Here is a 16,130-nt window from a genome sequence, read left to right as displayed (position 1 = left end):
GTAGAATTTAAGCTTGCTGGTCTTGTGCTTTAATTCTTTGTTTGAAAATGTTTTAGAAGTTAAGCAAATGCTTACTTCATTTATTAAAAAGCTGATAGCTGTTTGCGCAGCATTCGGCAGGAAATGCTTACAATTATTCAACCAATTATGACCACTATATATTTTCTCCTGGCTGCTGAAATATGAATTATGAATAGACATAGGCATCATTTCAGTTATCAGTTATCAGTTATCAGTACCTTTGCCTGTTTGCGCAGCATGACCTAGGAAAGTATTGGGATTTAAATATTGAACTTGATTTTTTTTCATACCTTTGAAAGGGGAGGCTTCAGACCTTATTTTTTGGTGAAAATAAACTTGCCCTTTATTTGCTATAAACTAGAGTTTAATAACTCAAAAAATAATTGTTTGTGTTTTTTTTCCTAAAAATATCTTCCCTATTCTCTATTCCCAACTTTTACCTAAAAATTCAGGTATAAAGCCTCTCCTTTCATGGAGAAAAAAGCGGTCGATCTTCGGAGCTTCCCGAAGGGTGGGATGGATGGGTTTCCTAACCATATCCAATCGACCAAGAGAAGAAAAAAATTCCTTTTAACCCAATCCTCTTCTTTTCCAGGAGAGGTAATTCTAAATTCGCGCATTCTAAATTCTTAATTCTTGAAAAAAAGTCTATATCTTTTTCACACCTATCTCTAATATATAGCAAGAAACGAATTGGTTAGGACATAGATTAATGATCGACCGTAAGACAAATAAATACTTTTCCCACTGTTTCTTGTTCCCTATTCCCTATTCCCTGCTATAGTTAAAAACCTTTAAATCCTAAGCCTGTTTCTCTTTGCTGAGGATGATCCTTTTGAGCAAGTGGATTAATAGTAGTTTCGTTTTTATTCCCGACTTGGCTCAATATAATCCCAACTAAAATAATAGCTCCCCCAATATAGTGAGCAGCGATGGGTTTTTCTCCTAAAATTAAATAGGCTGCTATGACTCCAGCAATGGGATTAAATGCACTGGCAATAGAAGCATCAGAACTACTGGTTTTACTTAATCCTTTTAACCACAGAATTTGACCTATTACGATAATAACTGCGCTATAAATTAACATCCATTGCCATAAAAAAGGTGAAAATAGTTCCATAAAATGACCGCTTCCATAAAAATATAATGCAGTTATAAAGAAGATAAAACTTCCAAAACCATTACGAATAATATTAAAAAATCCTACGGGAATTCGATGAAGACGTGCTTTGCTAATAGTATTAGAAATTGTCGCAGCGATGGCTCCAACTGCGGCTAAAATTTCTCCTGAATTGATAGATATCATATTTGTAGAATCAACTGAGTTTTGCCCAAAACTTTGCAAAACTATAATTAAAATAACTCCGGCAAATGAAATAATTGCTCCAGTAATTTTCCACCGATTAACTTTTTCTCCTAGCAAAAAAATAGCTAGTGCTAAAGTTAAGGGAGGTTCAATACGTCCAATTAATATTACATTGTTAACCATTGTGCGAGAAAGTGCTTCAAATGAGGCAGCAGGAGATAGAGCGCCAGCTAGGAATGCAACGGCTAACATACTTGCCCAATCTTGACTTGAAAATTGTTGAAAATAACGTAGATTTAGTTGTTTTCTATAGATAATAATTAAAATTAATAGGGCGCAGATATTTCCCACAAATAAAACATTACAAAATGAAATGGGATTTTCTCCAGGAAATTTTTCGGCACCAATTTCTGTTAATTGTTTTGTAATTGCGTTAGAAGAACCGAAAATAATGATGGCTAATAGTAAGTAAATTTGTCCGGGAATTTTTTGCCAAAGGTTAGAGATATTTTTCATTAATTGATAATTGATAATTGATAATTACCTCGGGTTTTAACCGTTACGGAATTGAATATAATACCAAATTCAAGAAAGATTGTTACAGTAAAATATAGATGCTTAACGGAATTGAAAAATCTTCACTGTTTATTTCTTATACCTACCACCTACCACCTATCACCTAACACCTTGAATCGCCAATGTAGCAATTTTTTTTGAAAATGGTATAAGGAAATATTATTTCTTTTCTCTTGGTGGATGGTCTCCTCGCCATATCTATGAGACTAAGAGAAAAAGAATATTCCGTATTTTCGTAGCCTCCTGCTTTCGGTCCGGAATGCGGAACTAACAGCAGAAAGTACTGATAACTGATAACTGATAACTGATAACTGAAATGACTAGAGTTTCCAAGATTGATGACAAGTCCAAGAGTTATTGGGGTGACGTTCATAAAATCGTAATTCCCATAATACCTCTGCTTGGGAATTGATAATTTTTTTTGCTATTTTTGCTAGTGTTTGTTGTTGTTCAGATGGAAATTTGTAGGCTAAACTGAGATGTAAATTATTTTTGAGACGTAATTCATCAATACGAGTTTTTGAATTGGCAATATTAGCAAAGTTAGCAATTAATTTTTCTAGCCAAATTGATTTTAATTGGAGATAATGAAAGTCTGTTTTTAACTCCATATTTACAACAACTATAGGTGGGGATGGGCTTTTATTACGAGCATTTTTTAAGGCAGTATCTAAAGCTTGAATATATATTGGAACTGCGGTTAATTGGTCGTGAAAAAAACCTGTTAAGGTACAGTGCGGCATATATTTATGCGCAGCATTTTCGCTACATTCTGCACGAGTAGTGGTGAAATATTGTTCTAGTTGATTATTTAGTTCGCCTACTGGGCAAGCATATACGATAAATTCTTGTAGCATCAGATTATAGATTAAATTTTTGACCAAAAAATAAGGCCTCAAGCCTCCCCTTGGCTGCGCTGCAAGCTACCGCTCTACAAGGGGATGAAAAAGCGGTCGAGGGATGGCGAGGTTTCCTCGCCATATCCAATCGACCAAGAGAAAATCAAGTTCAATATTTCAAGCCTCTGACTTTCCTGCGGAATGTTGCGCAAACAGGCAGAGAGAGGTACTGATAACGCAGTTCCGACCATAGGAGGCGTGCCTGATAACTGAAATGACATTCTATAGTTCTTTCTGCTTTGAGTTTCTCCTTTCAGAGATAGTAATATCATGTCGGGATAATTAGCCATAGAGCTCTGTTCCGCTTACGCTTTCAACAACTTTCTTTTACTTTTACCTCCTGAATTCTAAATTCTGAATTCTAAATTCTGAATTCTAAATTCTCATATTGCAATTAAGAAAACTGTAGAGCTAGGGTGTCAGACATAGGTTTTTGAGGCAAGCAAGAACTAGAAGTTACATATTTATTAACTATTTCTAGAACTTGTTTTTCTCTAATTGGTTTAATTAGATAATCTGAACATCCTACCATTGTTGCTCGAACTCTATTTATTAACCTATTACTGCTTGTTAAAATTATTACTGGTGTTTCTTTTAATGCTGAAATACGACGAATCTGAGCACAAATTTCATAACCGTTTGCTATGGGCATGATTAAGTCTAAAAAAATTAGATCGGGTTTTCTTTCTATCAAGGTTATGATGGCTTGGACTGAGCTGTTAATACCAACAAAATCAAGGCTATTAGCAGTCACAATTTGTTTCATTTGATGGCAAACTATTAGGCTATCATCTATACAAGCAATTAAAGGTTGATTTTTTTTCTCTTGGCTACATTCTCTTTGTTTATATAACTGTGGATTTGTTTTTTGTAAGTGGGGAAACATTACGGGAATATCTGGTAGTTTTCTCAGCTTAATTAATCCTTTTTGAATATGAGGCAAGAGAAATTTTGCTAGACGAAACTGGTCTGATTTTATTTTACTCGCGATATCTCTTAAACTGCGTTGACTGTTGATTAATTTTCCTAATTTATTATAGAGAGTGGGTGATATTTGTGCTTGGAATTGTTCTGGTTTATATAAAACTATCCCCAAGTTAGGAGATAAATGTGTTAACCCTGAATTACTCCAATTACACCAATTTTCTACTGCTTTTTTAAGAATGCTTTTCGTATCAATTAAAACTATTGGCCAATGCAGAATGTTTTTCTTAGTATTTGGTTCAATTTGATAATTTATTTGTCTCTGATTTTCCTGTTGTAATATATCAAATAATACTTCTAAAACTATTGATTTAATTATATTGTCAAACTGTTCTCTTGTAATTTGCTGTTCTTGCAGTAAACTACACAATAATTGATAAACCCAGCAATTATGATTATTATTAATTTGAAAGGGGTCTAAATTTATCGGATTAATTTTAACTTGATAGCGTATGATATGTTGTCGTAATTGTCGTCGAGAATATTGTCCACTACAACCCCAGACTATACGACCTCTAAAAAAGTAAAGACTCCACTTATCTGTGGAGCTAGCTACTACATTTAAACTACCTGTAAATTGCTTTCTACTAATAGCGATTAGTCTATTAGTTAGACTCAGATTATTAATATTTGTAGTGGATAACATAAGTTGTCTAAAATAATAATATTTGTAACAAATATTTCATACTATAAAATCTAGTATACATAGTATAATTTTTTGATACTGGCATTTAAGATATTTTTAATTTTATAACAATAAAATACTGACAGTTTTGTAGATGTACTGGTCAATTCAAATAATATTAGTTTGGGCTAAACTGAAACTTCTATTCCTTCCCTCGTTGCCACCAAAAGCTGATTCTCAAGTGAGATTAGCCTCAAAGTCAGTTTTAGATTAATACTATTATGGTCGTTAAATTTCGATCTAGCTAAACAATTACAAATAACTTATAAGCTTGTTTGATCTGGTTTTTCTGACGACTTAGGTGGTGACTTAGGAGGATAATTATGTAAATATCGCTTTACTATTGCCAATATTTTTTTCGGCTCAAGAGGCTTGGTTATATACCCTGTTGCTCCCACCATTTTAGCACGAACTCTATCGACCACTCCATCGTTTCCAGTGATGATAATTATGGGTGTATTCTCAAATATGGGTACTCGTCGCAGTTGAGTGCAAATTTCATAACCATTGGCAATTGGCATCATTAAATCTAAAAAAATTAGATCGGGTTTAGTTTCAATAATTATTGGTAATGCTCTAATAGAATCTTGAATTCCGATAAATCTATAATCTGCCTTTTTAAGAATTCTCTCTAACATATAACAAATTTGTTTACTATCATCTACACAAATAATTAATTCTTGGACTTTAGCTGGAGCTTTCTTTTTATTTACATCAGGCTGTAATCCTGGACTTCCTTCAATACGTTGTTTATCTGGAACTGACTTAAGAATAATTAATTCATTACGCACATAAGGCATTAAAAATAAAGTTAATTGACGCAAATCTTTATTCATCAAAATAGCTATTTCTCTGAGAGTTTTTTTGCCATCGACTAATTTAGTGATTATTTGATAAGAGTTAGGTTTAGCTATTTGTTGTAACAATTTTTGTTTGATAATTTCAGGAACTAAATTAGGAGAATATTTAGTTAAATTAGACTGCTGCCATGCTAAAAATGATTTATGAAGAGTAGGAATTATAGATTCAGGAGGAATAATTGCTGACATTAAAATCAAGGATTTTTCCAATCCTTTTGGAGATAAATTATAAGCTAATAATTCTTGTGATTGCTGCTGTAAAATATCAAATATAACTTCTTTGATGTTCTCAATTATAACTGCTTTTACTTGATTGGGAATTAATACTTTTTTTCTAGATAAAATAGATAGAAGATGATAGTAATAATAATTAAGATCATTATGTTCTCGTAACTTCATATTAGCCAGAGAAATATTCGGACAAAATTGATGCCAAATTCTATGAAATCTGCGGTTAGGATGTTCACCTCCAGTAGCCCAAACTAGACGACCAACACAAAAGAAAATCATCCAACTTTTCTGAGAACCTTTTACTTCTAACTTCCCTGTAAATTGATCGGGAAGCTCATTGAGCAACAAATTAAAAAGTTTATTTTTCCTATTTTCATTACTGTTCATTTTTAATACCAATTGAATAAAGAATTAGGGAAATAAAAATTCAAAACTATAGAATTATAGATGTATAAGAAAATATTGTAGACTATTTTTGAGTACAGTATCCTAATTCTAATCAAAATTATTTCCTGTTTTCCAGTGAAATTTATTGGCAATGTAAAAATGCGATTGTTAGAATTATTTTCCTGAAAAAAAAGGATAAAAAGGCAAATAAATCTATCATTTTATGTATTTTTATAATTTATTAGTTTTTATTTTACACTGAAATTTTTTTATTAAAAATAATATCAGTCCTACTCATCCGAAATCAACTCCCTAGTAAACAAAAGTTTCTCATAACAAGAATCTGAGAGAGACAAAATAGTACAAAATATCTTTTAAGAGCATATAGGGTGAGACCCATAATGTTAAATGGCCAGATTCAGATTATATGGTCTTTAACTAGCTATTAGCTATCAGCATTTTCTGTACCGGAATGCTCTGCAAACAGCACTTCAGCTTTTTGACCTTGGGTTAAATTCCTAGCAACTATTGCGCCGGATAGCTTAGGAGGGATTGTTCATCTTCTCCTAAACGTCAAAAAAATTCCTAATGCTGAGTGCTGAGTGCTATTTAAGTTACAGTTCTATCCAAAATCTATCACTTGCCGTAAATTAGGAGAACTCCTAAAATGAAGAATTCCTATCTCTACCTTAGTTACTTGAGCGCGATCGCTATTATTCTTTTCCCAGTACCCACCATCACAAATATCCCGAATGTCTTGGCCCAAACTTCCGAAGCGGAAAGTTCGCCAGAATCTTCTGCCTCCAAGACTGAAGCAGATAAGTTATTTGAAACAGGTGTGGAACAATTTCGGACAGGAAAGTTTGATGAGGCCCTGGAAAGCTACGAAAAAGTTTTGGCAATTCGTAAGGAGCTGGGAGACCAGGCCGGAATTGCCCAAACCCTGAATAATATGGGGGATGTTTATGTTAACCAAAGGGAATATGCACAAGCTTTAGATGTTTTGCAACAAGCTTTAACTATTCGCCGAAAAATAAACGACCGCCTAGGGATATCGGAGACTCTTAACTTGATTGGTTTTACCTATCAACGACAGAGGGAATTTTCCCAAGCGTTAAACCTGCATCAAGAGGCTTTAGATATTTCTCAAGCTGTGAAGGATCGGCCTAATGAAGGAGAGTCATTACATAATATTGCTGCGGTTAAGGCCAGTCAAGGACAATTGGACCAAGCACTTGAATTTTATGAACAGGCGCTGACCATTCGCGAAGAAGTGGGCGATCGCCGAAATAGAGGACGTACTCTTAATAATATGGGGGTGGTCTACTTTCGGATGGGTAATTATGACAAAGCTTTGGAAACATATCAAAAAGCTTTAACTGTGCGTAGAGAAATTAATGATAATGCTGGAGTTGGTCGGTTATTAAATAATATAGGTTTTGTCTATCGGGAAAAGGGTGAAGATTCTGAAGCTCTGAAATATTTTCAGCAAGCTGTGGCGATGTTAGAAGGTATTGGCGACCAAAGAAGTGTGGGGCGAATTTATGGTTTCATGGGGAAACTTTATGAAAAGCAAGGAGAAGAAGCTAAGGCATTAGAGGTTTATGAAAAAGGGTTGGAAGCTGCTAAAGTTGCGGAGGATAAGACTGCTCAATTAGAGGCTTTGAGTTATTTGGGTGATGCTTATTATGAGATAGGAGAAGATGCTAAAGCACAATCAATTTATGAACAAAGTTTAGCTTTTTATCAGGAAGCAGAAGATAAGGCAGGTGAAGGTAAAACAACTGTTGGTTTAGGGAAAGTTTACAACCGTTTGGGAGAAAATGATAAAGCCAAGCAAGTTTTACTGAAAGCTTTGCCTATGAATAAAGAAGTAGGGGAAAAGTCGATTATTGCTGCCAATTTGAATGCTTTGGGTGAAGCTTATTATAGTTCTGGCGATTATTCTATTGCTCTGAATTATCACAAACTTGCTTTGAATAATTTACCAGATAAAGAAGATAAAAATGCTGTTGCTATAGCTTATGAAGGAATAGGAGATTCTTTATATCAACTCAGACAATATCCCCAAGCTTTAGAAAATTTAGTAGAAGCATTGGCAATATATAAAGAGAGTGAAGAAACGGTTAAGGAGGGTAAAATTTATGAGCAGTTAGGCACTATATTAGCAGCTCAGGAAAAACCAGAGTTAGCAGTGGTTTTTTATAAGCAAGCTGTTAATTTGAATGAAGTTATGCGGAGTGAGGAAAGCGAGAAAAGTTTCTTAGAAAAGCCTGAAGAAATTTATCGGAATTTAGCAGGTTTATTATTACAACAAGAACGTATTATGGAAGCTCAACAAGTATTAGATTTGTTGAAAATTCAAGAATTAGATAATTATCTAGGGAATATTAAGGGGAATGAAGCAACAGCAACCGGAGTTAAACTATTAGCTGCTGAAGAACAAATCCTGACTGAAGAAACAACAGATATTTTAGAACAGGAAATTGACAAAAATAATTTAAAAGCGGATTTTCCAGAATTTAAGAATTTGCAAGCAAAATTACAAAAATCACCAGGGACAGTGCTATTTTATCCGTTAATTTTGGCAGATAAATTAGAATTGATATTAATCACAGCAGAAGGCGACCCCATACACAAAACCGTAGAAGTAAAAGCAGAAGAAATTGAACAAGCGATCGCTGAGTTTCGGCAAACAATTTTAACCCCGGTTGGAGATGTCAAAGATTCTGCGGAAAAACTCTATAATTGGTTAATCAAACCAATAGAAGATGAGTTAATTAAAACAAATACTAATACTATTCTTTATGCACCAGACAATCAATTACGTTATCTTCCTTTAGCAGTACTTTATGATGGAGAAAAATGGTTAGTAGAAAGTTTTGGTGTGAATAATATAATTGCAGCTAGTCTAACTAATTTTGAGACTCAACCTAATAACCAACTCCGCGTATTAGCAGCAGCTTTAACCGAAGGGAATTATCAAGTTCAGGTCGGAACTCGCCAAGTTAAATTAACACCAACAACGGTAAAATTAGTCGAAAATTTAACAGAAACAATTCCTGACTCTCGTAAACTTGTTAACAGCGAATTTAGTTCTGAAACAACAATTACTAGTTTTAATGACTACAATATTGTGCATTTAGATACCCCCGTTGTCTTGTTAAATGGAGAAACAGGAAATGGGAAACCAGAAGACTCTTTTATATTATTTGGAGATGGCGATCGTGTTACTCTGCGCGATATGGAAAGTTGGTCATTACCGAATGTAGATTTAGTCGTATTAAGTGCTGCTGAAACTAACATTGGTGGACAAATAGGTAATGGAGAAGAAATAGTCGGTTTTGGTTATCAGATGCAAAATGCCGGAGTTGAAGCAATAGTTACCTCCTTGTGGCGAGTTAATGATGATTCCGCTCAATTAATGAATACTTTTTACACAGTTTTACAAGAAGGAAAAAGCAAAACAGAAGCATTGCGGGAAGCTCAAATAAATATGATTACTGGAAAGGATAAAGAAGCAAATAATCCTTACTATTGGTCATCATTTATCTTGATGGGAAATGGATTTTAATTAGAGTTTGCGCTCAAAAGTCTTATGGGTAAGGGTAGGAGACAGGAGACAGGAGACAGGAGACAGGAGGAACGGGGAATTATAGAGGAGGTAGGAGGAAGAATAATCCCTTGATTATTCTGCGCAACTATGAGCCTAAAATGCGCTCTTTTTTGAACCATTACGACCATTAAGGCTAGACTTTTTTCAACTAAAAAATGCGCTCAACCTTTATATGTCATATGTCAATGCTTTTAGATTTAATCAGCAAACCCTAATTATTAGACTTTTTGCAGAAGTCAGGAGTCAGGAGTCAGGAGTCAGGAGGGAATAAAGAAGAAGAAAGAAGCAAGAGGGAAGAAGGAATAAGAAAAAAGCTTGATTAGTAATATCCTGCTGTTTGAGCTATTTCATAAGTCAAATGCAGTAATGACGACTGCTATATCTATAAATTAGAAACCCGGTTACTGAAATTAACCGAGTTTTTTTGTGGGTGTTGCTGATTTGATATATTACTCAGAATATTACAGCGGTTTTCATTTGGGTAGACCACAGTAGGGACCTTCCATGGAACGTCCCTACAAGGTTTTGCTTGTGAAGATGTAGTTCATCTGAAGATGTACTTCATCAATTTGAACAGCGCTGTAAAATCTAGATAGGTGCGTTACATTTCATTAACGCACCCAACTAGAGAATAAATTAAGCATAAATACTTGATATAGCTACCTATTGAGTCCTGACTCTTGTGAAATCATACATTTATTCAGCAACGCCTTTTTGTGCATAACCTCTAATCAATCAGATATATGTTGATATGACAGAGGTTGAGGTTTCCTTTCATATCATTTCTCATTAGACATCTCCAGAAAAGAGAGAACAGGGAACAGGGAAGAATACAGAAAAGAGGGAACAGGGAACAGGGAACAGGGAACAGGGAACAGGGAACAGGGAACAGGGAAGAATAATTGATAATTTCTGGATAATAATTGATTTTATTTTTAATTTTTGGAGATGTCTATTAGACATCTGGTGAAAAAGAATAGACTTTTTGCAAAAGTAGGCAACAGGCAACAGGGAAGAAAATTTCTGAAAAAAGACACAAAAAATGATCTATATGTGTAATTTCCGGAGATTTCTATTCGTATCGTTTGTGTAAAAATTTGGGAAATATCTACTTTTTCCCTTTCAGGACTTATATCATATCTGGATAAGAGCGCGATCAAAAAACTTTCTCTTTCTTCTTCTTTCTTCCCTCCTGACTTCTGACTCCTGACTCCTTCATAGACATAAAAATATTTGTACTTTCTGCCCCAAAAAACTATGTTTCCTTCAAACTATCCTGAAAATTCTACCCGTGCTGGGTCAACAACACTAAATTATGTTGTTGCTCCTGGAGAAAATATTTATTCGACTCTTCCTAATAATGATTTTGGAAATCAAAGTGGTACATCATTTGCTGCTCCTCATGTTGCTGGTGTAGCTGCTTTAGTTTTGAGTGCTAATCCTTTTTTAACTCCCGAACAAGTGGAATATATGATTACTACTACAGCTAATTCTAACCAAGTTATAGTTTAGTGCCGCTACGCGGAAGTCAAAAGTCAAAAGTCAAAAGTCAAAAGTATTGAAGCGAAAAAAGCATTTCCTTCTTCCTTTTTGCCTCTTCACTTCTTCCTTCTTTCCTCAATAAATATTGCATAACCTCTAGGAATATAGAAATATATTCCAATTGAAGGGATAAATATCCTGATATTAGAGCAAACTTTTGACCAGGAAAAATGATTATACAATTAACAATAATCAGCATTGTTGATTGAATATCTGACGGGTTAATGTTTTATAACAGTCGAAGCAAAGGTTAGGACAGATTGAGAGCTTAAAACTAAGACAACGTAATACTTTTCCTTCTTCCTTCTTTCTTCTGCTATAAGCTAATATATCTAGATAATTGTCCATTTTTATTGATATCAAATCTAAAAGTGAATGGGTACTGCTTCTAAATACTGGGAACAGATTAAGATTAATAGTTCTGGGTCTCGTCAAATCCTGGAAATTACAGAGGCAAAACAATTTTTTACCTTAAATTTTCCAGAGTATGTAACAGATAGTGACATTTCGGACATTAATATTCAGCGTAAACTTTTAGCATGGGTGCAAGATAATTCAGATACTAATCTAGAGAAAAATTCTTTATTAGCAGAACGTTGTCTTCTCTGTTTTATATCTTGGCAAATTGACGTTGTTTGTCAACAATTAGCCGCTAATTTTGGTAAAAATCATGGCTTTACTAAGGAAAACTTATTCCCTTATGTTTTGACTGATGATGGCAGAATTTCTAGTCAAAAAAATAAAAATTATTCTTGTTCTTTTGCCCAAGAAATTCTCCAAAGTTTTAACCCAAATCAAAGCAATTTAGCTAGCTGGACAACTAGAAAAGTTAAACAGCATCCCGAACTTAATAGTTTCTTACTAGAATGTGGAGTCTATTTAATTAGTGATTGGGCAATTCTGAATGATACTCCTCCCAAACAACTAGAGAAAATTTTCTCGTCATTTTATAATTTTACTGCTTTTGAAACTCGGGAAAGTATAGATATTTTATCAAGTTATCATGGTATTTATCGGGCGCAACGTCGCCAACAAAGTTTGTCAAGAGCAGGGAGAAAATGTTTACCACCAACTACAGAACAATTAGAACAAATTGCTCAATTAATCAAAACTAAAACTGGTAAAAATATTTCTCCAAAGCAAGTATTGACTAAATTGCAAGACCTGGCTTCTCAAATACGAGAATATCGAATTTCTGTGAGAAGTGGTTCTCTACCGACAATACCATTAGATACTTCTAACCATAAATCTTTAGCTAATCAGATTTGTATTGTTCAAGAAGCTGATTCAATGGATGAACAGAATGAATTTTTGAGTAATTATAGAAAGCAATTTATTTTAAGTTTAGATGATGCTATAGCTAAAGTAACAGATTCTTGGATGCAATTACTAAAGAAAAGAAAAAACAAAAAAATGGAACAATTTATCCAAGCGTTACATCTATATCATTGTCAGAGAAAATCAATGACAGAAATTGCTCAAAATTTGGGTTTAAAAGCGCAATATCAAGTAACTCGTTTACTGAAATTAAAATCTTTTCGGGCTGATATTAAACAGGAATTATTAATTAGTTTGCGGGGTCGGATCTTAGAAATTGCTCAAGATTATGCAGATCCAAAACATCTAAAAACTATAGATAAAAAAATAGAAATAGCTCTAGATGAACAAATAAATATAGTATTTAAAGAAGTAGAATCAGACGGTTATAAGTCTCAGTCTAGTTCTAAAGAAAATTTATTTGCTCAAAGAGTTTGTAAGCATATAGATAAATTTAGTTATTGTAATTTATCTTGAAGAAGGCAGTAAGCAGTAGCCAGTAAGCAGAATTGCTTATCAATTCAAACCCCAAACAATTTTAAGCGCCCCCATTGACCGAAAAATTGAGTAGTTATGCCTCCTCTTTTAAGGAGATAAAAAAAGGATATTCCGTAGTTCAATCCCAATGCTTTCCTAGGTCATGCTGCCCAAACAGCTAGAGGTACTGATAACTGATAACTGATAACTGATAACTGATAACTGATAACTGAAGTGACGGTGGGGTATTAAACCCGCATTCATAAAAGATAAAACTTATGATTAAGGAATACTTTAAATGAAGAATAAACTAACTAATAAATTAGAAGACTTGCTAGATTTTCAAGGTATTGCTACAGAATCTATTCATTTATCATTAGATAAAGTTGAGCAAGCCATCAAAATTAGCAATCAAATCCCTAATGAATTGCGGCAATGGCAGACATATTTGAATGGGTTAGCTTTGTTCGGATTTGAACAATGGTTAGAAGAACGAGGTACAGATAATTTAACAGTTAATTTAGCTGATGCTTCTATTTTTAATCCAGCTCTTTCTAACTCAATTCCAGCCGTTTGTCATCTGAATATTAATCAGTTTAAAGTTTGTCTAATTACTCAAGGTAGTTTTATAGATGAGGAAGTTATTTTACCTAGAACAGTAGTAGATTTACCAGAGTTTGCCCATCATTTATATGTAGTGGTGGAAGTACAAGAAGAACTAGAAACAGTTGTGATTAATAGTTTTATTTCTTATGCAGATTTAATGCGCAATAAAACACAGCTTAATCTAATGCCAGATGAAGATTGGAATTATCAAATTCCCTGGAGTTGCTTTGATACAGAAATAGATAATTTATTACTTTATCTTCGTTGTTTGGATGTAGCAGGAATTCCTTTGCCAGAGGTACAACCTAAGTCAAATAATTTAGCTGTAGATAAAGCTGAATTAACAAAATTATTACCTCAGCTATCCGAACAAAGTTTATGGGAATTTTTTAATTGGGAAAAGGGAAAAACTATCCTCACTAATTCGGAGTTATTAAATTGGATATATAATTGGCAATTGCAAATAGATATAGAGGAGGGGAATATTCCGAATAATTTAGTAGAAATTACAGAAAATTCAGAAAATTCTTTAAGTAACCTGAGTAAATATTTGCCAGATTTACTTAATCTCTTGACTGAACCAACAATTAATGTGGGGCGTTGGTTAAAGAATGAATTAGATGATTTTACTAATGAATTATCCTGGGTTTTATTACCAGAATTATCGGCACTATCTCCCATGAGAGGAATATCTTCTCCTACAGAAGAAATTGCCGGAATTATCAGAGAGCTTCCCCAAAATGGTGTATATATTCCTCCTCATGCGAGGGTTGCTTATCACGATTTATTATTAGCTGGAATTCCTTTAAGATTGTATGCTTTAACTTGGTCTTTAGTCTCAGATTCAACATTAGAATGGATGTTGTTATTAATATTAAGTACACCTACAGGGATGGGTTTACCGGAAAAAATAAAATTACGGGTTAGTGATGCAACGGGAATTTTAGTTGAACAGAAATTAAATTCTAATGAGGATGATTTTTATATATTTACTAATGTTGTAGGAGGTTGGAATGAGAAGTTTATTGCTACAGTTTATTTGACACCAGAAAATCAGGAAACTTTTCCCCCTTTTGAATTTAATCCTTGAAGAAGGAAGAAGGAAGAAGGCAGAAGGCAGAAGGCAGAAGGCAGAAGGCAGAAGGCAGAAGGCAGAAGGCAGAAGGCAGAAGGCAGAAGGCAGAAGGCAGAAGGCAGAAGAGAAAATTGCTTATCAATTCAAACCCCAAACAATTTTAAGCACCCTTTAGACGGTGGAGTATTAAACCCGCTACAGATAAAGATAATTTTAATCAGTTTGGCATTATCCAACTTTTGATTTTTAACTTTTGATTTTTAACTTTTAACTTCCGTGTTTTGAGCTGATCGAATCTAACTTTTGATTTTTAACTTTTGACTTCCGTGAATGTAGTGCAAAGTTCTGCATAACCTGCCAAATTTGAGAAATAGAGTAGTTTACAACCGGAAAATTACCAGTATTGTTCTGGAGGAACTACTTATGGTGTCCACTGCTATCTATTCCGCAGAATTAAAACAACTATCTCAAACAGGCGATCGCCTATTCGATCTGGGACAATTTGAAACTGCATTAAATACTTTTCAGGAAGCGTTAAAAATTGTCCTCACATCTGAGCAACAAATAAATATTTTAAATCGTATTGGATTAGTTTATCGTCGTCTGGAAAAATATGATTGTGCCTTAAAATATCTCAATTTAGCCTTACAACTTGCTCAAGAAGTTAGGGACCAAAATCGAGTTGTAATGATTTTGAATGATATTGGCGAAACTTATTGTTTGTCTATAGAATATACTTCTGCCTTAAGATACTATGCTCAAGCTTTAGAAATTGCCCAAGATTCTTGTAATTTATTAGGAATGGGTATAATTCTTAATCATTTAGGCGAAATATACAATTTACTAGGATTATTTGAACAAACTCTTAACTGTTGTCAAAAATCTCTAGAAATTTTCCATAAACTTGAAAGAAAATCAGAATTAGATAAATTAGCTGCCCAAATTAATGTTGCTACAGCTCTTCATAATATAGGAGAAGCTTACTTGTGGATGGGTCGATATACCCAAGCAAAAGAAATCCTAGAACTTACTTTAGCTATTCGTCAGAAAATTTGCAAAGTAACTTTGAATAAATTTAGTCAAACTACAGACTCTTTAGATAAAAATATTCTCCGCAATAATTATCTTAATAGCAAAAAATCATCTCAAACAAACCAACTGCTTCAACAAGAAAAAATTTGCTTCAGTCAAAGTATTATCTCCCAATATCGAGCAGACTTAGCCAATACTATGAATTTAATCGAGAAAGTTTATTGCCATATAGGTCAACTGCAAAAAGCAGAGAAGTATCGTCAAGAAAAACGTGAAATTTGGGAAAGTTGTGGTGAAAAATCTGTAATCTACAATACCTATGTTTTGCCCTTTTATTTAAGATTTCCTTGTCATTATGCGTGAAAATAAATTATCAGATTAGTTGGCAATACTATTCAAAAAAGTTTCAAAAATTACAGCTGGTAAGTGTTTGTTTTTTTCTCAAGGCGTATAAAATAGTTATGCTAGTATATAATTTATCCGTGCATTAATCAAAAAGTTCAGTGTTGTCAGGGA

At 33.8% G+C, this 16,130-nt stretch carries 10 protein-coding genes; 6 read left to right on the top strand and 4 right to left on the bottom strand.

The window, feature by feature from the left end; translation table 11 throughout:
- Positions 1-805: 805 nt before the first annotated feature.
- From F6K23_RS23520 to F6K23_RS23505, 4 genes are all read right to left on the bottom strand, one after another.
- On the bottom strand, positions 806-1,843 hold the full coding sequence (locus F6K23_RS23520) for a DMT family transporter (protein WP_293160308.1): 1,038 nt from the start codon (positions 1,841-1,843) through the stop codon (positions 806-808).
- A 380-nt stretch (positions 1,844-2,223) separates the two neighbouring features.
- Positions 2,224-2,787 (bottom strand): hypothetical protein, encoded by a 564-nt coding sequence (locus tag F6K23_RS23515; protein WP_293160306.1) that lies wholly within the window; start codon positions 2,785-2,787, stop codon positions 2,224-2,226.
- Positions 2,788-3,196: 409 nt separating this feature from the next.
- Positions 3,197-4,432, bottom strand: a complete 1,236-nt coding sequence (locus F6K23_RS23510) for a response regulator (RefSeq protein WP_293160304.1) — start codon at positions 4,430-4,432, stop codon at positions 3,197-3,199.
- 302 nt (positions 4,433-4,734) lie between these two features.
- On the bottom strand, positions 4,735-5,949 hold the full coding sequence (locus tag F6K23_RS23505) for a response regulator (protein ID WP_293160302.1): 1,215 nt from the start codon (positions 5,947-5,949) through the stop codon (positions 4,735-4,737).
- A gap of 667 nt (positions 5,950-6,616) precedes the next feature.
- Between F6K23_RS23505 and F6K23_RS23500 the strand changes: the two genes are divergently transcribed.
- The 6 genes from F6K23_RS23500 to F6K23_RS23475 all read left to right on the top strand — a co-directional run bounded on the left by F6K23_RS23500 (position 6,617) and on the right by F6K23_RS23475 (position 15,977).
- Entirely contained in the window at positions 6,617-9,523 is a 2,907-nt protein-coding gene (locus F6K23_RS23500) for a tetratricopeptide repeat protein (protein ID WP_293160300.1), read from the top strand.
- Between the two features lie 1,299 nt (positions 9,524-10,822).
- Positions 10,823-11,077, top strand: a complete 255-nt coding sequence (locus F6K23_RS23495; protein WP_293160298.1) for a S8 family serine peptidase — start codon at positions 10,823-10,825, stop codon at positions 11,075-11,077.
- Positions 11,078-11,482: 405 nt separating this feature from the next.
- Positions 11,483-12,901, top strand: coding sequence for a hypothetical protein (locus tag F6K23_RS23490; RefSeq protein ID WP_293160296.1), 1,419 nt, complete (start codon positions 11,483-11,485; stop codon positions 12,899-12,901).
- A 298-nt stretch (positions 12,902-13,199) separates the two neighbouring features.
- Positions 13,200-14,597, top strand: coding sequence for a DUF1822 family protein (locus F6K23_RS23485; RefSeq protein WP_293160294.1), 1,398 nt, complete (start codon positions 13,200-13,202; stop codon positions 14,595-14,597).
- Entirely contained in the window at positions 14,581-14,757 is a 177-nt protein-coding gene (locus F6K23_RS23480; protein ID WP_293160293.1) for a hypothetical protein, read from the top strand. Before F6K23_RS23485 ends, F6K23_RS23480 begins: the two co-directional genes overlap by 17 nt.
- A gap of 248 nt (positions 14,758-15,005) precedes the next feature.
- Complete coding sequence (locus F6K23_RS23475; RefSeq protein ID WP_293160291.1) at positions 15,006-15,977, top strand: tetratricopeptide repeat protein; 972 nt, start codon at positions 15,006-15,008, stop codon at positions 15,975-15,977.
- Positions 15,978-16,130: the final 153 nt, after the last annotated feature.

Source organism: Okeania sp. SIO2C9 (assembly GCF_010672455.1).
Lineage (GTDB): Bacteria > Cyanobacteriota > Cyanobacteriia > Cyanobacteriales > Microcoleaceae > Okeania.
This window is presented reverse-complemented; position numbering and strand designations above follow the sequence as displayed.

Excerpts from the sequence above, each read along its gene's own strand:
- F6K23_RS23520 (WP_293160308.1), bottom strand. The coding sequence starts at position 1,843 with ATGAAAAATATCTCTAACCTTTGGCAAAAAATTCCCGGACAAATTTAC.
- F6K23_RS23510 (WP_293160304.1), bottom strand. The coding sequence starts at position 4,432 with ATGTTATCCACTACAAATATTAATAATCTGAGTCTAACTAATAGACTA.
- F6K23_RS23505 (WP_293160302.1), bottom strand. The coding sequence starts at position 5,949 with ATGAACAGTAATGAAAATAGGAAAAATAAACTTTTTAATTTGTTGCTC.
- F6K23_RS23500 (WP_293160300.1), top strand. The coding sequence starts at position 6,617 with ATGAAGAATTCCTATCTCTACCTTAGTTACTTGAGCGCGATCGCTATT.
- F6K23_RS23495 (WP_293160298.1), top strand. The coding sequence starts at position 10,823 with ATGTTTCCTTCAAACTATCCTGAAAATTCTACCCGTGCTGGGTCAACA.
- F6K23_RS23490 (WP_293160296.1), top strand. The coding sequence starts at position 11,483 with ATGGGTACTGCTTCTAAATACTGGGAACAGATTAAGATTAATAGTTCT.
- F6K23_RS23485 (WP_293160294.1), top strand. The coding sequence starts at position 13,200 with ATGAAGAATAAACTAACTAATAAATTAGAAGACTTGCTAGATTTTCAA.
- F6K23_RS23475 (WP_293160291.1), top strand. The coding sequence starts at position 15,006 with ATGGTGTCCACTGCTATCTATTCCGCAGAATTAAAACAACTATCTCAA.